Consider the following 20,466-nt stretch of genomic DNA (forward strand, 5'->3'; position numbering starts at 1 on the left):
GATAGCGTGAAGGATGCGCCGATTTGGCGCCGAGGCGCTCGCTGAGGATCTCGAATGACCCGCACCTATTTCGGCACCGATGGCATTCGCGGCCTCGCCAACGAGAAGATCACGCCGGAGCTCGCGCTCAAGGTTGGGCAGGCGGCGGGGCTGATCTTTCATCGCGGCGAAGGTCGGCATCGCGTCGTCATCGGCAAGGACACGCGGCTCTCGGGCTATATGATCGAATATGCGCTTGTCGCCGGCTTCACGTCGGTCGGCATGGATCCGCTGCTGCTGGGGCCAATGCCGACGCCCGCGGTCGCCATGCTGACGCGGTCGATGCGCGCCGACGTTGGCGTGATGATTTCCGCCTCTCATAATTCTTTCGAGGACAACGGCATCAAGCTGTTTGGACCGGACGGCCACAAGCTTTCGGACGAGATCGAACACGACATCGAGCGCCTCATCGACGGCGATATGTTGCGCAAGCGCGCGGGACCGAGAGATCTCGGACGCGCCCGCCGCATCGACGACGTGCGCGCGCGCTATATCGAATTCGCCAAGCGCACGCTGCCGCGCAATATGAGCTTGGAAGGGTTGCGCCTCGTCGTCGATTGCGCGAATGGCGCGGCTTACAAAGTCGCTCCCGAGGCGCTGTGGGAGCTTGGCGCCGAAGTGATCGCGATCGGCGTCGAACCCGACGGGTTCAACATCAATCATCGTGTGGGCTCCACAGCGCCGCAGGCGCTGCGTGACAAGGTGCGCGAGCTGCGCGCCGACGTGGGCATCGCGCTCGACGGCGACGCCGACCGCGTCATCATGGTCGACGAAAATGGACGCCTGATCGACGGCGATCAGCTGATGGCGGTCGTCGCCGAAAGCTGGCGCGATCAGGGGCTGCTGTCGAAGCCCGGCCTGGTTGCGACGATCATGTCCAATCTTGGATTGGAGCGTCATCTGAATTCGATCGGGCTCACGCTCGAGCGAACGCCCGTCGGCGACCGTTATGTGATCGAGCGCATGCGCGAAGCCGGCTACAACATCGGCGGCGAACAGTCGGGCCATGTCATTCTCTCTGACTATTGCACGACAGGCGACGGGCTCGTGACGGCGATGCAGGCGCTCGCAGAGGTGAAGCGTCAGAATCGTCCGGTGAGCGAAGTCTGCCATCGGTTCGAACCGCTGCCGCAGGTATTGGAGAATGTGCGCGCCAATCGTCGCGAATTGGAGCGCACAGCGGTGGCGTCGGCAATCGACGATGCGCGGGCGCGACTCGGCGGCTCCGGCAGACTCATTGTTCGCCCCTCCGGCACTGAACCCGTGATCCGCGTCATGGGCGAAGGCGACGACCGCGAATTGGTCGAATCTCTCGTCGCCGGGATCTGCAGCGTTTTGAAGGAATCCGCCGAGGCGGCCTGAGCCTCGAGAAGGTCGCGGCGTGCGATGCGCGGATACGCTTTGCAGGCGCGCGCTGGTTAAGGAAAATGGTTAAGCAATAGGGTTAACCTTCCCTTAACCGTTATCGCCCATGCTTCCTTTTCGGCGCTGCGCCATTCGAAAGCAATGTCGCGCGCGAAAATGGGAGCACATCATGCGACGCTCCATCGCCCTCCTGTCGTTCATCTTGATTGCTGGCGCTGTAAACGCGCGCGCCGAAAATCTGCCGTCGCCACCGCCTCTTGATGTCAGCGGCTGGTATCTTCGCGGCAATGTCGACGCGCCCGCGCAGTTGACGGAAGGGCAGTCGCAGCTCTCGCCCAACCTTCTCGCCGACTTGACGAATGGCCCCGCCCGACCGACGCATTATTCGATGAGCGAGCTGCGTTAGTGATCGGAGCGCTCTAGGACGCGCTTCCCTCGGCAATGTCTTCGGAGGGTATGCGGAGCACACAGCGAACGCCGCTTTCCAGGAATTCCAGATCGGCTCCTCCGCCCGGCGAATATTTCAGGCTGTTGGCGATCACGGTCCGACCGAAGCCCTTTCGCAGTGGCGAACCGACCGATGGCCCGTCAGTCTCTCGCCATTCGACCTGAGCGCTCTTCCCGTCCAAAGAGTGTTTCACCGCGAAAACGATCCGCCCATTCGGCGTGGACAGGGCGCCATACTTCACCGCATTCGAAACGAGTTCATGCAGGATCAAGCCTACTGCGACCGCTGATCTCGGCTTCAACTCCAGCCTATGGCCGATAATTTCGATGCGATCGCTCGAGGGAGCAAGTTCCGCTTTGAATAATTCGTCAAGCGGCAAAGTCGCCCAGGAGTTGGTGGCGAGCAAATTATGTGTGGCGGCAAGGGCCTGAATGCGGCCGGCAAACGTCGTCTTGAAGCTTTTAATGTCTGCGTCGTCGGTTTGATGAAGGATCGCCATAACGAGCGTCAGAATGTTCTTCACGCGGTGGTCGAGTTCGGCCATCAAGAACTGCTGGCGCTCCTCGGCGGACTTGCGCTGAGAAAGATCGACCAATGTTATGACGCAGCCCTTGTTCGTTCCGCTCGTTGGAGACAGAGGAGCGGCGCTGATAAGCAAGGTCTTCGCATGCGGCGCATGCGGCGCGTGCGCCTCCACGCTTTTTACTTCCGTGCCGGCGATCGCCATTCGCACCAGTTCCTCGGCGCTGACGAGACCGATTGCATCCTTGATTTCCAGCCGGATCGCTTCATGAAAAGGCTGACCAATAAGCGCGCCGTCTTCGATCGCAAGAACCGCTGCGTTGACATGGGTGATCCGGCCCGCTGCATCGCAAACGACCACGGCTTCGTTGGCGGAGGCGATGATCGCGCGCGCCGCGCCCTCGGCCGCCATACTCTCTTGCGCCCGGACGCGATCCGTGAGGTCCGTCAGAGTCAGCGCCCAGCCGTCGACGACTCCGATCTGCAATGGTTCCGCGGACGCGAGGTAATGCCGAAGTTCGCCGCCGCGGACGAGCGAGATCTCGCAGGAACTGGCGCCGCTTCCCGAGCGCTCCGCCTCGCTGAGCAGCGTCTTGAGCTGCAAGGATACTGGCGCTTCAAAATGATCTAGAAGCAATTGTCCTTGCAAGCGGGACAGCGGCTTTTCGATGAGCGTGGTGAGCACGGTGTTGGCGTAGAGCACTTCGCCCTTGGCGCCCAGCGCCGCGGCCCCATGTCCCATCGTCTCCATAAAAGCGCGATAGGAGTGTTCGCCGCCCTGCAACGTGAATATTTCTTCGTCCATGGTCTTTCGGACGACGAGCGCGTCAATTTCGCCTTCGCGGATTGCGCGAATTGTCTCCTCCGCCTCTTCAAGGCGCCGCAGCAACTCCTGGTGCGAGTGCGGCGTCCTTGGCATTGAGTCGGAGGTCGTCATTGAGCGCCTTTGACATTCAGGCTGACCAGAACCTTCTCGGCGTCGGACAGATCGCCAATAATCTTTCGAATGGGAGCCGGGAGTTGACGGACGAGCGTCGGGATGGCGACGATGCTGTGTTCTCGCGCAAGACGCGGTTCTTTCTTGAGATCGATCACCTGTACTTCGTATCTGTTGTCGAGGTCTTCCTTGCAAATGCGTTCGAGATTGGCGATCGCCGCCAGCGATTTGGGGGTCTCGCCCGCGACATAGAGTATCAATTTCGTCGTTTCATTCTGCGCCATTGCCGCCACCATCGAGTCGCTTTCGCACAGCAACGCCTTCTCGCATCGCTCGCGCTTCCTCCTCGTCGAGCTTCGCCCGTTTGAGGTACGCGCTTTCGGCATCGATCAGTCGCCTTGCCTCCAGTTCTTCCGCAGCCATCTCTGCACGCAGCGCCTCGATCTGCGCCTCGAGTTTGCGACGGCGATGCTCCCCCTGTTGCTGAAGACGCGTGACCTCAGCGGCGCGAACGGCCTCGGTCCGTCTCGCTTCGGCTTCCTTTGCGCGTCGCCTCGATCCGGTCAGCGCGCCTTCCTGTCCGAGATACGGGGCGCGCAGCTGCAGGCCATTTTCGCTCATGATGAACTCGCGAACCTGATTTGAATGCTGCAGTCCTCTTGCTTTGAGGAGATAAAGTTCACGATTGAATTCGCCGCCCGCCTCACGATTGAGCATGAGAATCCATGCGTCCATCAGCGATGACAGACCGACGTCGGTCAGCGTCTCATCGCCCTTGGCATGTGTAAGATTGGTAAACACGCCAGTGACGCCATGAGATTTGAGGTAATCGACCATCCGCAGCAGCATGGTTTGGACTTCGTTTGACTCGCCCGATCGATCGAAGGCCGAAATGGGGTCGACAATGACGATACGCGGCTTCAAGCGGGCAATTTCTCGCAGCATGACGGCCAGATGCATCTCGAGGCTGTAAAAGGTCGGCCGCGCCGCGAAATAATTCAGACGCCCGCCGTCAATATAATCTTTCAGGTCCATGCCGACTGAGCGCATGTTGCGCACGGTCTGATCGGCGGATTCCTCGAAGGAAAAATAAGCGGCCTTCTCCCCATTTCTGCAAGCGGCATGGACGAACGAGGCGGCCAGCGTACTCTTACCAGAACCGGCGACGCCCGAGATCAAAATGCTTGATCCGCGATGAAACCCCCTGCCGGACAACATATCGTCGAGGTCGTCGACGCCCGATGAAATGCGTTCGTCATAAACCTTGTGATTGAGGCCAAGCGCGCTGACAGGCAAAACGCTGAAGCCGTCCGAGTCGATCAGGAATGGATATTCATTCGTTCCGTGAGCGGTTCCGCGGTATTTGACGATGCGCAGTCGCCGCGTCGAAATCTGATTCTGTATTCGGTGGTCGAGCAACAAGACGCAGTCCGAAACATATTCTTCGAGTCCTTGGCGCGTGAATGCGCCGTCGCCGCGCTCGCCCGTGATGACCGTCGTCAGCTTGCGTTCTTTCAGCCAGTCGAACAGTCTTCGAATTTCGGCGCGAAGTATGGCGGGGTTGGAAAATGCGGCGAACAGCGACTCGATTGTATCGAGGACCACCCGCTTTGCGCCGATCCTCTCGACTGCCGCCTCGAGCCGGATGAAAATCGCCTCGAGGTCGTAATCGCCGATCTCCACGAACTCTGACGGGTCGATCGCAATATGTTCGATATGGATCTTGTCTTCATCGACCAGTTGGTCGAGGCCGAAGCCAAGCGACGCGACATTGCTGACGATGTCCGTCGGTCTTTCCTCGAAAGTGACGAATACGCCTGGCTCGCCGAGCGCACGGGCGCCGTATATTAGAAACGTCGAAGCAAAGAGCGTCTTGCCGCAGCCCGCGCCGCCGCAAACGAGAGTTGGGCGGCCTGTCGGCAGGCCGCCCAACGTCAGCTCGTCAAAGCCGTCGATGCCTGTTTCCGATTTGGCGATGCCGACCGTAGTCTTTTCCGGATCGCCGCTCGCCGACTGATCCACGATTTTTCCTCGCGCGCTGCCATCAGCGCCGTTGCGAAACGAAGGCGCCCTGCCTTGCAGATCGGTCTATAGCTAAAAATAGGGCGTCAACGAACATGCGTCAACGTGGTCTTCGCAGCGATTAACTCGGCCTCGGCCGCGGATTTACGCGAGCCAGAGCGATTTCATATTTCAGCAATGCGCAAAGCGGACCGTTCTGCGCGCGTTTAAAGCGCCTTAAGCGACCATGGCGATGAGCGTGGCGCCAAATGCGCCGAGGATGACGACCAGCCACGGCGGCGTTCGCCAGAGCACGAGCAAGAGGAAAGCAAGAAGGCCTAGCCCGAAATCCGCTGGGCCAAGGATGGCGCTCGTCCAAACAGGGGTATAGAGCGCCCCGAGCAGAATGCCGACGACCGTTGCGTTGATCCCCTTGAGCGCCGATTGCGCCGCCGTTCGATGACGTAAAGCGTCCCAAAAAGGCAACGCGCCGACCACCAGAAGGAAAGACGGCAGGAAAATCGCGGTGAGACAGATCAGCCCCCCCGCCCAGCCGTTTGGCTCGGACTTCATCGCTGCGCCGAGATAGGCCGCGAAAGTGAATAGTGGGCCGGGAACCGCTTGCGCTGCGCCATAGCCGGCAAGAAATGCATCACGGTCGATCCAGCCTGGAGATACGAAGGCCTGCTGCAGCAGCGGCAGCACGACGTGCCCGCCGCCGAAAACAAGCGACCCTGAGCGATAAAAGCCGCTGATAAGCTCGATCGTAGGATTGGGGTTTGCGTTCGCCAGGATGGGCAACCCCACGAGCAAAACGGCAAACAGCGCGAGCGAGGCGATGGCTATGGGCCGGGTGATGGGGATCGATAGAGGGGTCGTCGCTCCTTTGTTTTCCCCCGACAGGAACAGCCAACCAATGACGCCCCCCGCCGCAATCGCCAAAATCTGACCGCTGGCGGTGGGGACCGCCAAAGTCAGCAGCGTCGCCGCCACGGCGATGGTCGCCCGCTCCCGATCCGGACAAAGATTTCGCGCCATCCCCCACACTGCTTGCGCGACGACCGCGACGGCGACCACTTTGAGGCCGTGCAGCCACGCGACCTGCGAGAGGTCGCCGAGGCGGCCGACTCCATAAGCGAAGCCGATCATCGCAAGCGCTGATGGCATGGTGAACCCGATCCATGCCGCCAAACCGCCGGCGAGGCCGGCCCGCAACATGCCGATGATGATGCTGACCTGACTGCTTGCGGGGCCGGGAAGGAATTGGCAGAGCGCGACGATATCCGAGTAGGCGGCCTCATCGATCCATTTGCGGCGCGTGACGAACTCAGCGTGGAAATAGCCAAGATGGGCGATCGGCCCGCCAAAGCTCGTCACCCCGAGGCGCAGAGAAACCCCAAGCACTTCCAGGATGGAGAACAGCCGCCCGCTCAGCGGCCACCGTCGCGAAGCTCCGAGCGGCACAAATGGCGGCGCTGTTTTCTTGCTGGCTTTGGGCATTTACATGATGGGCGTAAGGATGAAGCAAGAAGCAAAGCGTGAGCATATCTCACCGCGCTCGGCATGGAGGCGGATAAAGAATATGAGGCGGGGTAGAGGCGGGCGACGATCCCGAAAATGAGCTAGAACTGCTGCGGGAGGCGCATTTATGCGGCGACGGCGTCGTGAACTCACAATTTATTTCTTCATCCTCGTATCGATCAGCGCGGTCGGCGCCGAGGCGCATCCGCGCATCGGGGAAGGCGCCGCCGATTTGACGCGGCGGACTGCCATGGCGGGGCGCAAAATGATCTCGATCACCGATAAGAACGCGATCGTCGTTGATGAGAGCGCGGTCGACTCCACCGATCCCGACTATGACATCGTCCAGGCCAATATCGATTTCCTCAACGATCTGCTGGCGCAATATATTCGCTTCGACGAAATGTCGCCCGAGGCGCTGCGCAGCTATGAGGTCGATTACTATCTGGCGCAGATGGAGAATGGCGGCTTCCCGCAACTCGTCTTCAATTCGCGCTGGCATGTCGATTCGGTGCGGCTGATCCGCGAAGGTCTCGCGGCGATCGGAGCGAAGAAGCATCTCGCGCTGTTCGAGGAGGGGAGCCGCCTCGTCGACTCGCTGGGAGAGGCGCGGTTGAAGAAATTCCTCGCGACTACCATCCATGATTACGGCGAGAGCACGGAACGCGCTGCGCTGGAAGGAATCGACGACCGATTTTTCGCTTTGGACAAGATGGAAAACCTCCGCGACCTCAATCGCGTCTGGCTCCGCGCACACCCCCTTCTCGCGCCGGCGAGCGCGGAGCGTATAGCGGCGGAAGTCCGGCGGCGCGGCGAGCAACTTCCCGACCGCGCGACGCGCATCGCCGCCGCCGAGGCCGCCGCGCCCCGCTACATGAAGCTCATTCGCGCCCTCGTCGCCAAGGCGGGACAACGGCTCGACCGCGTGACCGTCGGCGATCCGACCCGCGAATTCGCCGGCGCGCCGACGACGGCCTGGTATTTCCTCACCGATCGGGGCCTGTTCCACATGGTCGACGTCGGTGGCAAAGCAATCATGTTCCGCGGCCGCTCGACGACCGATCGCGTTTGCGAGATCGACGCGCCGTGAGCGGCGGGAGGAAATTTGCTTTCGTTCCGAACCGGAGCGCATGGCGACGCTCACGCGCCCTTTTTGGTCCTCGCGCGCGGACTTGAATCGGGCCATATCTCTCATCCATGTCCGACCTGACCGAAATCGGCGGAGATGCGCCTCAGACCAATACGCCTGAGATCAGCGTCTCCGAACTCGCGAACGCGCTGAAGCAGACGATCGAGGATCGCTTCGGTCGCGTGCGCGTGCGCGGCGAGATCTCCAACTATCGCGGCCCGCACGCCTCAAGTCACGCCTATTTCTGTCTCAAGGATCAGAATGCGCGTCTCGACGCGGTGATCTGGCGGTCGACTTTTCTGCGCCTGCGCACGCGGCCGCAGGAGGGACTGGAAGTCGTCGCGACCGGCCGCGTCACAACCTTCCCCGGCAAGTCCTCCTATCAGATCATCATCGAATCGCTGGAGCCGGCCGGCGTCGGCGCGCTGATGGCGCTGCTCGACGCCCGCCGCAAGGCGCTCGCGGCGGAGGGCCTCTTCGACGAAGCGCGCAAGCGTCCCCTGCCCTTTTTGCCGCGCGTCGTCGGCGTGGTGACCTCGCCGACCGGCGCCGTCATCCGCGACATCCTGCACCGTCTCAACGACCGCTTCCCACGCCGCGTGCTGGTCTGGCCCGTGCGGGTGCAGGGCGAGAGTTGCGCCGAGGAGGTCGCGGCGGGCATTCGCGGCTTCAACGCGCTGCTTGCCGGGGGCGCCATTCCCCGCCCCGACGTGCTGATCGTCGCGCGCGGCGGCGGCTCGCTCGAGGATTTGTGGGGCTTCAATGAGGAGGTCGTCGTTCGCGCGGCGGCGGAGAGCGTCATTCCGCTCATTTCGGCGATCGGCCATGAGACCGATACGACGCTCATCGATTTCGTCGCCGACCTTCGCGCGCCGACGCCGACGGGCGCGGCCGAGAAAGCCGTTCCGGTGCGCGTCGAGCTGTTCGAACATCTCGCCGTACGCACAAGCCGACTGGAGGGCGCGCGCCGCCGCGCCATGGAGCAGCGTCGCGTCCAGCTTTCAACCTACGCGCGCCTGCTGCCCGCTGGCGACGCCCTGCTCGCCAATCCTCGCCAGCGTCTCGACCGGGCGGCGGAGCGGCTGCGCACGGGCGCCCGCGCCGCCCGAGACGGAAGGCGTCTGCGGCTGTCGCGCGCCGCAACGCTCCTCGCCCGCCACTCGCCGCAAGCGGAGCTGGCGCGCGTGCGCGAGCAACTGCGCGGTCTTGGCGCGCGGCTGCAACAGGGCTATCGCGCCCGGCGCGTGCTCGCGGGTCAGGAGAACGCCGCCGCCAGACAGCGCCTCGCCGGCGCGGCGCAGCGTCTAGACCGCGCCGTCGCCGGCTTGATCGGCGGCCACCAGGACAGGATCGACAGACTGGCCCGGCTGCAGGAGTCGCTCAGCCATCGCTCGGCGTTGGCGCGCGGCTTTGCGCTGGTGCATGACGATAGCGGCGCGCTGGTGCGCAGCGTCGCGCAGGCTCCTCCTGGAACGGGTCTCGACATCGAGATCGCCGACGGCAGAATCCCGGCGCGCGCTGGCATTGCGATTCCAGATCCGCCGGCGCGCCCGCGCCCGCGGCGCCGCCTGAGACGAGCCGACAGCGACGATCAGGGATCTTTGTTCTGACCTATTCGAATCGCATCTGCCACGCGACGATGCTGCGCTGCATGGCCGCCCGCGGCAGATAGCAGAACACATTGGTGGAGATCGGCGCCTCGACGCAATGATAGTGCTCTTTGCTCCAGTCGTAGCCGAGCGTATCCATGCAGGCGACGATCTTGTCGTGAATGAGCTTCGGGTTGGATCGCCGCTCGGCCGGAAAATCCCGCTCCGCCTGGTATTCGCAGTCGGTGACATCCATCTTCTGGCCTTCGAAATAGCGGCCGCTGGCGCCGCTCGTGACGAACATCGCCTCGGTGGCGAGAATGAAGACGAGGCCGACCGCCAGTGACAGCTTGCCCTGCCACTTGGTCTTGAAGAAGTGAAGATCGAGTAGCGACAGCAATCCTATCGCCAGAAGGCCGCCGCCCAGAAGCAGCGTCAACGGCGACAAAAAAGGCGCAATGCCTTCGTTCATGTCACGCTCCTGATCGCGCGCGCCGCCGCATCGCGCGTCATTGATCAATATTAAGAGCGAGACTCTCTGCAAAGCAACCGCGCGCGCATCGCTTCACAGCCGGCGCAGATTCTTTTCTGCGATGCGAAATCGATGGAGCCCGCGCGGGCGCCATCAATCCACACGATACGTGTGTGCTAAATGCTGTATGGCGCGCAGACGCGCGGCGCGCCGAAGGACGTCAATTTCGCCGCGAAACAGCGCGTTAAGCTTCTGTTAACCAATTAACCCATTATTAACGAAAGGACGAATTTGCTCAAATGCAACAGGCCGAAGATACCTGCGATCAAGGTTGACGGAACCTTCGCTTAACCCTGGACGCCTAGGACTATCGCCCAGTCGGTCGTCGTAACAGGAGTTCTTCATGCTGCTTTCGCAACGCGCCTTCGGCGCCAAACTCGTCGTCGCGCTGACGGCGTTCATGGCGGTCCTGGCGCTCTCGGCCTGCGCCAAGAACACCGCCGATGAAGCCGCGAATGATTTGGCGGGCGGAGGCTATGGACGCGGCGGCGGCGTAGCGAGTCCCGGCAGCCATCAGGATTTCGTGGTCAATGTCGGTGATCGCATCTTCTTCGAGACCGACTCCACCGATCTGACGTCCACCGCGCAGGCCACGCTCGATAAGCAGGCCCAATGGCTCAACCGGTACTCACGCTATAGCTTCACGATGGAAGGCCACGCCGACGAACGCGGCACCCGCGAATATAATTTCGCGCTCGGCGCGCGACGCGCCGAAGTGGCCAAGAATTACCTCGTCGCGCGCGGGGTCCAGGGGTCGCGCATCCGCACGGTGAGCTACGGCAAGGAGCGTCCTGTCGCCGTCTGCGACGACATCTCCTGCTGGTCGCAGAATCGTCGCGCCGTCACGGTGCTTTCCGGCGGCAATTCCTGATTGGAGGCCCGCCGCGCCCCCTTGCGTCCGGGGCGTCGTTGCGGCAATGAAGACGCGCGCCTTTTGGGCGCCCGCAGGAGTGTAGCTCAACTGGTAGAGCACCGGTCTCCAAAACCGGGGGTTGTCGGTTCGATCCCGGCCACTCCTGCCACTAAATTCAGATAGTTATGGCGAGAGCGGCGATCAAAAATCGAGCGCTTGTCCGATAAAGGTAAGCGTCGAGGTAAGCGCCCCGCATTACTCCAGCGCGCCTGTCCTATGCCGCCTGCATCGGATGTTCCCTAATCACAACGCGCCCGAGCTGTGGACAACCCATGCGCATTGGCGTCTGAACGGCCGATGCTTGCGCACCATTCAAGTTGAGCCGCTGCACACTTGCGCCGGCCGCACTGATCTCTCAATCTCAGTTACGCGAAATCCAGTTATCAACTTCTCTCTTTGCTTCGTCCGGCGTATATCCGTATTTCTGCTGAAGCATCCCTTCCAAACTTTCACGTTTGCCGTTGATCTGGACAAGCTCGTCATCCGTGAGACGGCCCCATTGCTCCTTGACCTTACCGGAAAATTGCTTCCAGCCGCCGGAGATGACATTCCAGTTGGTGATCGTCTGACGCACGGCAGGCTTTGGGGCTTGGGGAGTGTAGCCCGGCATACCCACAACATTTGGCGGCGCCCATTTCTGCGTGTCGGAAACTTGCTCTCCGGCGAAACACGCCGTGCTGAAAGCAACGACGGCGCCGATCGTCAAAAGCGCGCCCCGTGAGACATGAATTAGCGACATAGGCTGTCCTCCCAATAATGAGCGCTCAGCAACCCTATGCTGACTAGGGTAAAACACCTTGGGCTCTAGGATTGTTCCAAACTGCCCTTGCGTGCGCATCAGGTGGGGAACGCCGTCGAGAGGGCCTACAGGCGAACGAGCTTCTTTGATCGCCGCCGAGAATTGATGGACGCTTGGGGCGCGCATTGCGATTCGGAAATTAGGAAGCCTCGACCAGTCAGGCGTTAGAATGGAATCTCGTCATCTCTACTCGACCGACCGAAAGCCGGCAGCGGGTTCTTCGGCACCAAAACGTAGCTACGGATGTTGTCCTTCGATTTCGGCAGAATAGCCACCGAGTCCCGTTTTGCACGTATGCGGTTTTCCAACAGTAGCTGTGTCAGATAATGGTCGGCGCCGCCGCATCCTGTCCAAAGCTTTGGTCATGCTAAGGCGTTAATTTTAAACCCTTTGCGGGGGAACAATGCAAATGTGACGCAGTTTCTCTCCCTTCAAGGAGGATGCGTCATGCCGGACAGAGCCCCGGGCGATTGGCGGAACGCGGCCGCCGGCAAGATGGGAGCGCGGCCCGACGCCGCAATGGAATCGATTAGCGAGCATCTGAGATCAAAGTTCGCCAAAGTCCTCACAGAGCCGCTGCCCCAGAAGATCATGGATTTAATGGCCGAATTGGATTGGGGGCGGCGGCGGGAGCCCGACGCGCGGTAACCGTCGAATTCCGGCCAGCGCCAAATCTCCGCGGCCTTCGTGAGTTCGCTCATTGCGGCGCTAGCGGCTCATCCATTCGTGGTTGCTCGCGCTGGGCCGCGCCCGCAGCTAGAATTTCCCCAGGAGCGGCGCCAGCGCGAGCGCCCCGTCTCTAGCGGAGCAACATCATGGCCAGCGACGCGATGCGGCTGACGTCTGGCGACGCGCTCATCGTTCTGGACGTGCAGCGCGATTTCTGCGCGGGCGGCGCCTTAGAGGTATACGAGGCCGACAAGATCGTCTCCGTGGTCAATGAACTGATCGCGGAAGCCGTGGCCGCCGGCGTTCCCATCGTCGCGTCGCGAGACTGGCATCCAACCGGCCATGCGAGCTTTCGCGACTGCGGCGGACCATGGCCGGCGCATTGCGTTCAGGGCAGCGCCGGCGCGCAGTTCCATCCCGATCTGCGCCTCCCCGAGCGCGCCATCATCGTCAGCAAAGGAGAATCGCTCGAGCGCGACCAGCTTTCCGCGCTCAACGGCACGGGGCTCGCCGAGCGGCTGCGGCGTCTTGGCGTGCGTCGCGTCTTGATCGTCGGACTGGCGCTCGACGTCTGCGTGCTCGAGACGGCGCTGGACGCCGTCTCGGAAGAATTTGAAACGCATGTGCGGCTGTCCGGAACGCGCGCCATTGCGCCGGAAGGCGCAAGAGACGCCGTCGAAAGGATGCGGAAGGCGGGCGTCGTCGTCGAAGAGAGCCAAGAGGAATTAAACGGCATGCGCACATTACAGCGATGAAGATTTGCCCGGGCGTAGCGGCATAGCTATGGTCCGACCGGCGCGCGAGCGCTTCCAGCGCTCTCCCGTCGACGCGTAAACAAGGAGCGGTCGTGTCCAGCAGCGCGCTCTTCGCGGATCTCTATGAATTTGCGATGCTGCGCGCTTATTTCGAATTGGGTATGAACGCGAAAGCGACGTTCAGCCTCTTCGTGCGCGAGCTGCCGCGGCAACGCAATTTTCTAATCGCCGCCGGCTTGGACGATCTCCTTCATGAGATCGAGCATTGGCGTTTTGAGCCGAACCACATCGACTATCTAAGCTCGCTCAAAATTTCTTCGCAGCCGTTCCTCGACTGGCTCGCAGACTTCCGCTTCTCCGGCGACATCTATGCGATGCGTGAGGGCACGCCGTTCTTTGAAAACGAACCGATCCTGGAAGTGGTTGCGCCCATCGCCGAAGCGCAGCTCATCGAAACGCTCGTTCTCAACCAGATCGGACTGCAAACGATATTGGCGTCCAAAGCGGCGCGCGTCGTCGCCGCGGCGCGCGGCGCCAGCGTCGTCGACTTCGGCGCAAGACGCGCGCAAGGCATGGATGCGGCGACAAAGGGCGCGCGTGCATTCTATATCGCCGGCGTCGAGTCGACCTCCAATGTCGCGGCCGGGCAAGCCTATGGATTGCCCCTCACCGGAACGATGGCGCATAGTTTTGTCGAAGCCTGCGCCTCCGAGATGGACGCCTTTCAGTCTTTCAGCGAGGTCTTTCCCGACACGACATTGCTCGTCGACACCTATGACACGCTCGAAGGCGTCAAGAAGGTCGTCGCGCTCGCGAAGGCGCGCGGGCCGAACTTCAACATTCGCGCGGTGCGTCTCGACTCCGGCGATCTCGACATGCTGTCGCGCCAAACCCGCCGCATCCTCGATGACGCTGGCTTGACCGACGTGCGGATCGTCGCCAGCGGCGGCCTCGAGGAAACCAAAATCGACGCTCTGACGTCGCGCGGCGCGCCTATCGATGTCTTTGGCGTCGGGACGGATATGGCGGCGTCGAGCGACGCGCCAAACATCGATATCGCCTATAAGCTGACCGAATACGCCGGCAAGGGACGGATGAAACTCTCGGCGGGCAAGCGCTCGCTGCCGGGCCGCAAACAGGTTTTTCGAGAGTTTAGAGACGGCGTCGCGGTGAGGGACGTCATCGCCCGAGAGGGCGAAACTCTGCCAGGCGTCCCATTGCTGCAGCCGGTCATGCTGTCAGGTCGCCGGGTCGCGGAGCAGTCATGCGACCTTCCGCAAATTCGCGATTACGCGAAGGCGCAGCTCGCCGCGCTGCCGCCCCATCTGCGAATGCTGCAATCGCGTGAGGCGCGCTATGACGTGGCCATCAGCGACGAACTCGCCAGCTATGAGCGCGAAACTCGCGCGCATTTGATCGAGTGATGTTTTGCCAAATTGGCTTGGCCGAACGCTAGGCCGCGAAACTGGCGAAATCCTCTCTGCGCAGACAGAAAATGAGCGCAAGCGGAGCCTAGCGTCGATCCTTCAGGTCGATGAATTCGGATGTGAACCGCTTGAGCGCAGTGCGCAAATCGTCGGCATATCCCGTCGCGCCCAGCGACTGGAACCTTTCGATGTCGGCGAGCATCAGTTCTCTCACCGGCGCCGCGCCACGATGCAGATTGACCAAATAGCCGGATAAAAGCCGGCCGTCCCGGCCCCTAGCCGACGCCTTGTTTTCGCTCTCAGACGAGCCGATTTTCTTGGCAATTCCTAACATTCGTCGCTCCGAAGGGCGGACAGCGCGCCCGATGTCCGCGAACTGGCTAAGCAAGAATTGCGCTCACCTGAGCTCGGCGAACGCCGCCGCCTGGCCAAATCTGAAAAAACCGTCAACCATCGCAAAAAGACCGCCTTCACGCGGCGCCGTTTCCCGCGTGGCGGCCGTGTATTCCGGCGCGTCGCACACGAGCTTCATGCCCCAATCGGGATAACTGCGCATCGAAATGGGTTCGTGAACGAGCTTGACGACGCCGGAGTGCCGGGAGTCGGACCGGATTTGCAAATAGAGCGGCGTCAGCGCTTGTCTGGGACCCTCCAGAATTTGCAAAAAATTCAGGCCGTTGTAGAGCAGCGCCCCGCTGATGCGCAGCGGTCGATTCCGCTCTGCGGACTTTTCGACCATTCCCTCGATCGCGGAGAGGTTCAGATCAAGATTGGCGTTACTGAAATAGACAAGTCGATGCATCAGTGGCCTCCCAACGCCGCCGCCATCCGACCCGAGAATTCCGCCTCACGAGTCGCCCGTCAACAGCCACACGCTGAAAGACGGATAGAACCAAAATGAAAATTATGCAATAGTTTCATATGCTTGACCTAACTCAAGACCTCGCGCCAAAACTCGGTTCCAGTCATAGGTTCGTATCAAGCGGACGCTATCTAGAGGGTATATTGCAGCCCTTTTTCAGTCGTTGGGGAGACGCTGGCGCTGCCGCGTCTCCCCTTTTGCAATTGGCGCGCGCACAGCGACAGCTCCAGGGGAAATAACATGATCTCGCCAGGGCCTACCCTCCTCCTCACTTCGGTCAAAACTTGTCAGGACTGCGCATCGCGATTCATGGACTTCGGCCTGATCAACACGCGGTCGGCGCTGCAATTTGGGCAAGACGTATGGGCAGCGAGATCGCCGCACGACGTCGCCGACGCCATGGTCAACTACGGCCGCCGGCAATTCGAATGCTGGACGGAGGAGCTTGAGGAGTTCTCGGCTACGGTCGGCGGCAAGAGGACCCCAGAGGCCGAGGTCGTCGGACTGGGAGACTAGTTTTCCATCGTCGATCTTCAGTTGAGAAGATATGAGTATGAGCGCATCGACGGCGTATTACGTCACGGCGGCGGCGATCGCCGCGCTTATCGTTCAGGCTGGCGCGCTTTGGGCGCTCGGCCGGCCGTTTCTTTGCGCCTGCGGCGAATTCAAGCTCTGGGAGGGCGACGCCGCCTCTCCGGGCCTCTCTCAGCAGCTCACCGACTGGTACAGCTTCACGCATATCATCCACGGCGTGCTGTTCTATTTCCTGCTTTGGCTTGCCGCGCCCGGACTGTCGGTCGGGCAGCGCTTCATGATCGCGCTGGCCCTCGAAGTCGGCTGGGAGATCCTCGAGAATACGCCCTTCGCCATCCGCCACTACCGCAAGCAGCCGCCGGCGCAGAACTACGCAGGAGACAGCATCGTCAATTCGCTTGCCGATACGCTGGCGATGGCGCTGGGCTTCGTCCTTGCGTGGCGGCTCCCGGCTTTGGCCGTCGTCGCAATATCCGTGCTTCTTGAAGTCGGAGTCGCACTGAACATCAGAGACAATTTCACGCTCAATCTGCTGAGTTTCATCTATCCTTTCGAGTTCATCCGCCGCTGGCAGAACGGCGCGCCGTAAGCGTCCATTTGCGGTCGTTGGCGGGCTGAGCTAACTCAAGCGTTCCCTAAGCCGCGCTCGCAAACCCCTATCCTCGGACATTTCGCCTCGCTCGCATGACCAAGCGCGCTCCCGTCCTCGCCGACTTCAAACGCATCGTCGTGAAGGTCGGCTCCTCGCTCATCGTCGACCCCAATAAGGCGTCGGCGAAACGCGCCTGGCTGAAGCGCCTCGCCGACGACGTCGCCGATCTGCACCGCGCCGGCGCCGACGTGCTGGTCGTGTCGTCCGGCGCCGTGGCGCTGGGACGCAGCGTGCTGGGCTTTCCGCGCGGGGCGCTGAAACTCGAAGACAGCCAAGCGGCGGCCGCGGTCGGCCAGATCGCCCTGGCGCGGCTCTGGGCCGAGATCCTGCACGATCGCGGCCTCGTCGCCGGGCAGGTGCTCGTCACGCTCGGCGACACCGAGGAGCGCCGCCGCTATCTCTACGCGCGCGAATGCCTGACGCGGCTTTTGTCGCTGCGCGCCGTGCCGGTGATCAATGAGAACGACACGGTCGCGACGGCCGAGATCCGCTATGGCGACAATGATCGCCTCGCCGCGCGGGTCGCCACCATGGCGAGCGCCGATCTGTTGATCCTGCTCTCTGACGTCGACGGGCTCTACAGCGCCCCGCCCGTTTCCAACCCCGACGCCAAACACATCGCGATCGTGCCGCGCGTCACCGCCGAGATCGAAGCGATGGCCGGCGGCGCCGCCTCGCAATATTCGCGCGGCGGCATGCGCACCAAGATCGAGGCGGCGAAGATCGCCACGACCGGCGGCGCGCATATGGTGATCGCCGACGGCCGCGAAGAGGCGCCGATCGCGCGCATCGCGGCTGGCGGACGCTGCACCTGGTTTCTGACGCCGTCCAATCCGGTGACCGCGCGCAAGAAATGGATCGCGGGCTCTCTTGAGCCGAAAGGCGCGGTGCATATCGACGACGGCGCGGCGAAGGCGCTGCGCTCAGGCCGGAGCCTGCTGCCGGCGGGCGTGACGCGAATCGAAGGGGGCTTCGCGCGCGGCGACTGCATTTTGATCCGCAACGCCAAGGGCGGCGAGATCGGCCGCGGCCTCGTGACCTATGACGCGGTAGACGCGGCGAAGATCGTCGGGCGCTCGACGAAGGACATCGAGACGCTGCTCGGCTTCAAAGGCCCCGATGAGATTATTCATCGCGACGACATGGCGCTGGGCGGAGGGTGAAGCGTGTAGAGGCGATGCTTCGCAGTCCTCGTCCTTCGAGACGCGCCTTACAGGCGCTCCTCAGGATGAGGACTGCTTGGAGCAGCGCCGCTAATCGCACTGCGCAGCAGCTAATCACGCTACATGAAGTTTGCGCGATTCAAGGCCCCTCATCCTGAGGAGCGCGCGAAGCGCGCGTCTCGAAGGACGAGGGGCCGGTTTCATTAGCGTCATGGCCGGGCGTGACCCGGCCATCCACGCCGGAACGTTGCGCAATGCTTGCTAGTCAGGCAACGGTTGCCCCCGCGTCATGCCCGGCACAAGGCCGGGCATGACGCAGGGGGCTCGCGGCCGTACACGCTGAGTTGAGACGCAATATTTCAGAACTCCAAATACCGTGTTAGATTGACTCCATGCGGCTCACGACCTTCACCGACTTTGGCCTGCGCGCCCTCATACTTCTCGCCGACCGCAGTCCGCAAGTGATGAGCGCGGCGGCGATCGCCGATCATTTCGACGTTTCGCGCCACCATATGGCGAAAGTGCTCCAGGAGCTCGCCGCGGCCGGCTATGTCGAGGGCATCCGCGGCGCGCAAGGCGGCGTTCGACTGGCGCGCGATCCGCGCGACATTCGAATCGGCGAGGTGGTCCGCAGGCTTGACGACCAGCCGCTGGTCGAATGTTTCAGCCCGCAAGGCAGCAACTGTGCGCTTTTGCCGCGCTGTCGACTGAAGGGCATGTTAGCCCGCGCCGAACAGGGATTCATGCGCGAACTCGATCGCTACACTCTGCACGACTGCCTCGAAAAATCCGCCGCTTTTCCCCTCGCCGATCTCTCCGCCTGAACATGCGCCGCGAGCATCGCTCGTCACGGCTTGACTTCCGACCTTTTTAATACGCATTCTAAATACCTATTAAGGGAGACAGGAGGGAGCGACATGTTCTGTTATCAATGCGAGCAGACTTACCGGTCGGACGAGGGCGCGGGCTGCGCGGGCGCGAAAGGCATGTGCGGCAAGGACGCGACGACCGCCGATCTGCAGGACATTCTGCTCTATGTCTGTGAAGGCGTCGGCCAATATTTGCACCGCGCCCGCCTGCTTGGCGCGACGGACATCGAAGCCGACCGCTTCATCCTCTTCGCCTTCTTCACGACCCTCACCAACGTCAATTTCAACGCGGCGAAATTCGTCGAAATGATCCAGCAGGCCTCGCAGATCCGCGATCGCGCCAAGGCGCTTTACGAAGACGCCGCGCGCGCCGCCGGCAAGACGCCCGAAACTCTCTCCGGCCCCGCCGCTTTCGCGCCAGCCGACACCATGGCCAAACTTCTCGCCCAGGCCTCCGAGGCCGCCGTGCGCAAAGACGCCGCGATCCTCGGCGAGGACGCGGTCGGCGCCCGCGCGCTCATTCTCTATGGCCTCAAGGGCGTTTGCGCCTATGCGCATCACGCGCGCGTTCTGGGCGAAGAGCGCGACGCGATCTATGCGACGGTCGAACATGCGCTCGACATGCTGGCGCGCGAAGAGCGCGACGTCGCGACGCTGCTCGACGAAGCGCTGGCGCTCGGCCGCGCCAATTTCCTCGCCATGGAGGCGCTCGACGCCGCGAACACCGGCGCATTTGGCGCGCCGACGCCGACGAGCGTGCGCGTGACGCCGATCAAGGGCAAAGCGATCCTTGTCTCCGGCCATGATCTGAAGGATCTGCACGCGATCCTCGAAGCGACGAAGGACAAGGGGATCAACGTCTATACGCATGGCGAAATGCTGCCGGCGCATTCCTATCCCAAGCTCAAGGCCTATCCGCATCTCGCCGGCAATTACGGCGGCGCCTGGCAGGATCAGCAGAAGGAATTCGCCGAATTCCCCGGCCCGATCGTCATGACTTCGAATTGCCTGATCGAGCCGCAGCCGCGCTATCGCGGACGCATCTTTACCGCGGGGCCGGTTGGCTGGGCGGGCGTGCGCCACATCGCTGATGAGAATTTCGCGATTGTCGCGCAGGCGGCGCAGGCCCTTCCCGGCTTCACTGAGGACGCGCCGGAACATACCATCACCATCGGCTTTGGGCGCGAGGCCGTGCTTGGCGTCGCCGACAAGGTGATCGACGCGGTCAAGAGCGGCGCCATCCGCCACTTCTTCCTCGTCGGCGGCTGCGACGGCGCCGCGCCGGGCCGCAACTACTACACCGACTTTGCCGACGAAGCGCCGAAGGATACGTTGATCCTGACGCTCGGCTGCGGCAAATATCGCTTCAACAAGCACGACTTCGGGACGATCGGCGGGCTGCCGCGGCTTCTCGACATGGGCCAGTGCAACGACGCCTATTCGGCGCTGGTGGTGGCGACGAAACTCGCTGAGGCCTTCGGCGTCGGCGTCAATGAACTGCCGCTGTCGCTCATCGTCTCCTGGTTCGAACAGAAGGCCGCGGCCGTTCTTCTCACGCTGCTCGCGCTTGGCGTGCGCAATGTGCGTATCGGCCCGACGCTGCCCGCCTTCCTCACGCCCGCGCTCGTTGACGTGCTGGTGGAGAAGTTCGGCGTGCAGCCTGTTGGCGACGCCAAATCCGACATCGCAGCCTCGCTCGCCCGCGCCGCTTAGGCCCATACGGCGGACGCCCAACATCGG

21 protein-coding genes and 1 tRNA gene are annotated in these 20,466 nt (G+C 62.2%); 14 read left to right on the top strand and 8 right to left on the bottom strand.

Annotated features, from left to right (window positions below; all coding sequences use genetic code 11):
* The first annotated feature begins 54 nt into the window (after nt 1-54).
* The gene (glmM, locus tag EHO51_RS07845; RefSeq protein WP_124738413.1) at nt 55-1,401 is read left to right on the top strand and encodes a phosphoglucosamine mutase; all 1,347 of its coding nucleotides are present in this window, start codon (nt 55-57) and stop codon (nt 1,399-1,401) included.
* Between the two features lie 172 nt (nt 1,402-1,573).
* Entirely contained in the window at nt 1,574-1,810 is a 237-nt protein-coding gene (locus tag EHO51_RS07850; protein ID WP_124738414.1) for a hypothetical protein, read from the top strand.
* Nucleotides 1,811-1,823: 13 nt separating this feature from the next.
* Here the strand turns inward: EHO51_RS07850 and EHO51_RS07855 are convergent, their stop codons facing one another.
* The 4 genes from EHO51_RS07855 to chrA all read right to left on the bottom strand — a co-directional run bounded on the left by EHO51_RS07855 (nt 1,824) and on the right by chrA (nt 6,812).
* Nucleotides 1,824-3,311, bottom strand: a complete 1,488-nt coding sequence (locus EHO51_RS07855; protein ID WP_124738415.1) for a sensor histidine kinase — start codon at nt 3,309-3,311, stop codon at nt 1,824-1,826.
* Nucleotides 3,308-3,607, bottom strand: a complete 300-nt coding sequence (locus EHO51_RS07860; protein WP_164479368.1) for a circadian clock KaiB family protein — start codon at nt 3,605-3,607, stop codon at nt 3,308-3,310. Before EHO51_RS07860 ends, EHO51_RS07855 begins: the two co-directional genes overlap by 4 nt.
* Nucleotides 3,582-5,333, bottom strand: coding sequence for a circadian clock protein KaiC (gene kaiC / locus EHO51_RS07865; protein WP_124738417.1), 1,752 nt, complete (start codon nt 5,331-5,333; stop codon nt 3,582-3,584). Before kaiC ends, EHO51_RS07860 begins: the two co-directional genes overlap by 26 nt.
* A gap of 216 nt (nt 5,334-5,549) precedes the next feature.
* The gene (gene chrA / locus EHO51_RS07870; RefSeq protein ID WP_245434806.1) at nt 5,550-6,812 is read right to left on the bottom strand and encodes a chromate efflux transporter; all 1,263 of its coding nucleotides are present in this window, start codon (nt 6,810-6,812) and stop codon (nt 5,550-5,552) included.
* Nucleotides 6,813-6,960: 148 nt separating this feature from the next.
* On the opposite strand from chrA, the gene EHO51_RS07875 reads away from it, so the two are divergent.
* Nucleotides 6,961-7,923, top strand: a complete 963-nt coding sequence (locus tag EHO51_RS07875) for a DMP19 family protein (protein ID WP_124738418.1) — start codon at nt 6,961-6,963, stop codon at nt 7,921-7,923.
* A gap of 107 nt (nt 7,924-8,030) precedes the next feature.
* Nucleotides 8,031-9,572: an exodeoxyribonuclease VII large subunit gene (xseA, locus tag EHO51_RS07880; protein WP_124738419.1), complete on the top strand. Its 1,542-nt coding sequence runs from the start codon at nt 8,031-8,033 to the stop codon at nt 9,570-9,572.
* 1 nt (nt 9,573) lies between these two features.
* Here xseA and EHO51_RS07885 read toward each other — a convergent pair whose 3' ends face one another.
* The gene (locus EHO51_RS07885) at nt 9,574-10,023 is read right to left on the bottom strand and encodes a hypothetical protein (protein ID WP_245434807.1); all 450 of its coding nucleotides are present in this window, start codon (nt 10,021-10,023) and stop codon (nt 9,574-9,576) included.
* A 403-nt stretch (nt 10,024-10,426) separates the two neighbouring features.
* On the opposite strand from EHO51_RS07885, the gene pal reads away from it, so the two are divergent.
* Both pal and EHO51_RS07895 read left to right on the top strand, forming a co-directional pair.
* Nucleotides 10,427-10,954, top strand: a complete 528-nt coding sequence (gene pal, locus EHO51_RS07890; RefSeq protein WP_124738420.1) for a peptidoglycan-associated lipoprotein Pal — start codon at nt 10,427-10,429, stop codon at nt 10,952-10,954.
* Nucleotides 10,955-11,029: 75 nt separating this feature from the next.
* Nucleotides 11,030-11,105, top strand: a tRNA-Trp gene (locus tag EHO51_RS07895).
* A gap of 252 nt (nt 11,106-11,357) precedes the next feature.
* Here the strand turns inward: EHO51_RS07895 and EHO51_RS07900 are convergent.
* Nucleotides 11,358-11,558 (bottom strand): CsbD family protein, encoded by a 201-nt coding sequence (locus EHO51_RS07900; RefSeq protein ID WP_245434869.1) that lies wholly within the window; start codon nt 11,556-11,558, stop codon nt 11,358-11,360.
* Between the two features lie 684 nt (nt 11,559-12,242).
* Between EHO51_RS07900 and EHO51_RS07905 the strand changes: the two genes are divergently transcribed.
* The 3 genes from EHO51_RS07905 (at nt 12,243) to EHO51_RS07915 (ending at nt 14,643) form a co-directional block, all read left to right on the top strand.
* Nucleotides 12,243-12,443 (top strand): hypothetical protein, encoded by a 201-nt coding sequence (locus EHO51_RS07905; RefSeq protein ID WP_245434809.1) that lies wholly within the window; start codon nt 12,243-12,245, stop codon nt 12,441-12,443.
* A 167-nt stretch (nt 12,444-12,610) separates the two neighbouring features.
* The gene (locus tag EHO51_RS07910) at nt 12,611-13,219 is read left to right on the top strand and encodes an isochorismatase family protein (RefSeq protein WP_124738422.1); all 609 of its coding nucleotides are present in this window, start codon (nt 12,611-12,613) and stop codon (nt 13,217-13,219) included.
* 92 nt (nt 13,220-13,311) lie between these two features.
* Nucleotides 13,312-14,643 (top strand): nicotinate phosphoribosyltransferase, encoded by a 1,332-nt coding sequence (locus tag EHO51_RS07915; protein ID WP_124738423.1) that lies wholly within the window; start codon nt 13,312-13,314, stop codon nt 14,641-14,643.
* Nucleotides 14,644-14,731: 88 nt separating this feature from the next.
* Here EHO51_RS07915 and EHO51_RS07920 read toward each other — a convergent pair whose 3' ends face one another.
* Together EHO51_RS07920 and EHO51_RS07925 are read right to left on the bottom strand one after the other, a co-directional pair.
* On the bottom strand, nt 14,732-14,980 hold the full coding sequence (locus tag EHO51_RS07920; protein ID WP_124738424.1) for a hypothetical protein: 249 nt from the start codon (nt 14,978-14,980) through the stop codon (nt 14,732-14,734).
* A 63-nt stretch (nt 14,981-15,043) separates the two neighbouring features.
* A complete protein-coding gene (locus tag EHO51_RS07925) occupies nt 15,044-15,448 on the bottom strand; it encodes a BLUF domain-containing protein (protein ID WP_124738425.1) in 405 nt (134 codons plus the stop codon).
* A 369-nt stretch (nt 15,449-15,817) separates the two neighbouring features.
* Here EHO51_RS07925 and EHO51_RS07930 point away from each other — a divergent pair, with 369 nt between their 5' ends.
* The 5 genes from EHO51_RS07930 to hcp all read left to right on the top strand — a co-directional run bounded on the left by EHO51_RS07930 (nt 15,818) and on the right by hcp (nt 20,439).
* Nucleotides 15,818-16,024 carry a hypothetical protein gene (locus EHO51_RS07930; RefSeq protein ID WP_245434810.1) on the top strand — a complete coding sequence of 69 codons (207 nt, stop codon included), beginning with the start codon at nt 15,818-15,820 and terminating at the stop codon, nt 16,022-16,024.
* Between the two features lie 37 nt (nt 16,025-16,061).
* Nucleotides 16,062-16,631 carry a DUF2585 domain-containing protein gene (locus EHO51_RS07935; protein WP_245434811.1) on the top strand — a complete coding sequence of 190 codons (570 nt, stop codon included), beginning with the start codon at nt 16,062-16,064 and terminating at the stop codon, nt 16,629-16,631.
* 95 nt (nt 16,632-16,726) lie between these two features.
* A complete protein-coding gene (proB, locus tag EHO51_RS07940) occupies nt 16,727-17,857 on the top strand; it encodes a glutamate 5-kinase (RefSeq protein ID WP_124738428.1) in 1,131 nt (376 codons plus the stop codon).
* Between the two features lie 392 nt (nt 17,858-18,249).
* Entirely contained in the window at nt 18,250-18,681 is a 432-nt protein-coding gene (locus tag EHO51_RS07945; RefSeq protein WP_124738429.1) for an Rrf2 family transcriptional regulator, read from the top strand.
* A gap of 93 nt (nt 18,682-18,774) precedes the next feature.
* On the top strand, nt 18,775-20,439 hold the full coding sequence (gene hcp / locus EHO51_RS07950) for a hydroxylamine reductase (protein ID WP_124738430.1): 1,665 nt from the start codon (nt 18,775-18,777) through the stop codon (nt 20,437-20,439).
* Nucleotides 20,440-20,466: the final 27 nt, after the last annotated feature.

Source organism: Methylocystis rosea (assembly GCF_003855495.1).
Classification (GTDB): Bacteria; Pseudomonadota; Alphaproteobacteria; order Rhizobiales; family Beijerinckiaceae; genus Methylocystis; species Methylocystis rosea_A.

What these genes read in the sequence shown, in the direction of transcription:
- glmM (WP_124738413.1), top strand. Translation starts at nt 55, where the DNA reads ATGACCCGCACCTATTTCGGCACCGATGGCATTCGCGGCCTCGCCAAC.
- EHO51_RS07910 (WP_124738422.1), top strand. Translation starts at nt 12,611, where the DNA reads ATGGCCAGCGACGCGATGCGGCTGACGTCTGGCGACGCGCTCATCGTT.
- EHO51_RS07850 (WP_124738414.1), top strand. Translation starts at nt 1,574, where the DNA reads ATGCGACGCTCCATCGCCCTCCTGTCGTTCATCTTGATTGCTGGCGCT.
- proB (WP_124738428.1), top strand. Translation starts at nt 16,727, where the DNA reads ATGACCAAGCGCGCTCCCGTCCTCGCCGACTTCAAACGCATCGTCGTG.
- EHO51_RS07945 (WP_124738429.1), top strand. Translation starts at nt 18,250, where the DNA reads ATGCGGCTCACGACCTTCACCGACTTTGGCCTGCGCGCCCTCATACTT.
- pal (WP_124738420.1), top strand. Translation starts at nt 10,427, where the DNA reads ATGCTGCTTTCGCAACGCGCCTTCGGCGCCAAACTCGTCGTCGCGCTG.
- chrA (WP_245434806.1), bottom strand. Translation starts at nt 6,812, where the DNA reads ATGCCCAAAGCCAGCAAGAAAACAGCGCCGCCATTTGTGCCGCTCGGA.
- EHO51_RS07905 (WP_245434809.1), top strand. Translation starts at nt 12,243, where the DNA reads ATGCCGGACAGAGCCCCGGGCGATTGGCGGAACGCGGCCGCCGGCAAG.
- EHO51_RS07925 (WP_124738425.1), bottom strand. Translation starts at nt 15,448, where the DNA reads ATGCATCGACTTGTCTATTTCAGTAACGCCAATCTTGATCTGAACCTC.
- EHO51_RS07855 (WP_124738415.1), bottom strand. Translation starts at nt 3,311, where the DNA reads ATGACGACCTCCGACTCAATGCCAAGGACGCCGCACTCGCACCAGGAG.
- EHO51_RS07885 (WP_245434807.1), bottom strand. Translation starts at nt 10,023, where the DNA reads ATGAACGAAGGCATTGCGCCTTTTTTGTCGCCGTTGACGCTGCTTCTG.
- EHO51_RS07930 (WP_245434810.1), top strand. Translation starts at nt 15,818, where the DNA reads ATGGACTTCGGCCTGATCAACACGCGGTCGGCGCTGCAATTTGGGCAA.
- EHO51_RS07860 (WP_164479368.1), bottom strand. Translation starts at nt 3,607, where the DNA reads ATGGTGGCGGCAATGGCGCAGAATGAAACGACGAAATTGATACTCTAT.
- xseA (WP_124738419.1), top strand. Translation starts at nt 8,031, where the DNA reads ATGTCCGACCTGACCGAAATCGGCGGAGATGCGCCTCAGACCAATACG.
- hcp (WP_124738430.1), top strand. Translation starts at nt 18,775, where the DNA reads ATGTTCTGTTATCAATGCGAGCAGACTTACCGGTCGGACGAGGGCGCG.
- EHO51_RS07935 (WP_245434811.1), top strand. Translation starts at nt 16,062, where the DNA reads ATGAGCGCATCGACGGCGTATTACGTCACGGCGGCGGCGATCGCCGCG.
- EHO51_RS07920 (WP_124738424.1), bottom strand. Translation starts at nt 14,980, where the DNA reads ATGTTAGGAATTGCCAAGAAAATCGGCTCGTCTGAGAGCGAAAACAAG.
- EHO51_RS07875 (WP_124738418.1), top strand. Translation starts at nt 6,961, where the DNA reads ATGCGGCGACGGCGTCGTGAACTCACAATTTATTTCTTCATCCTCGTA.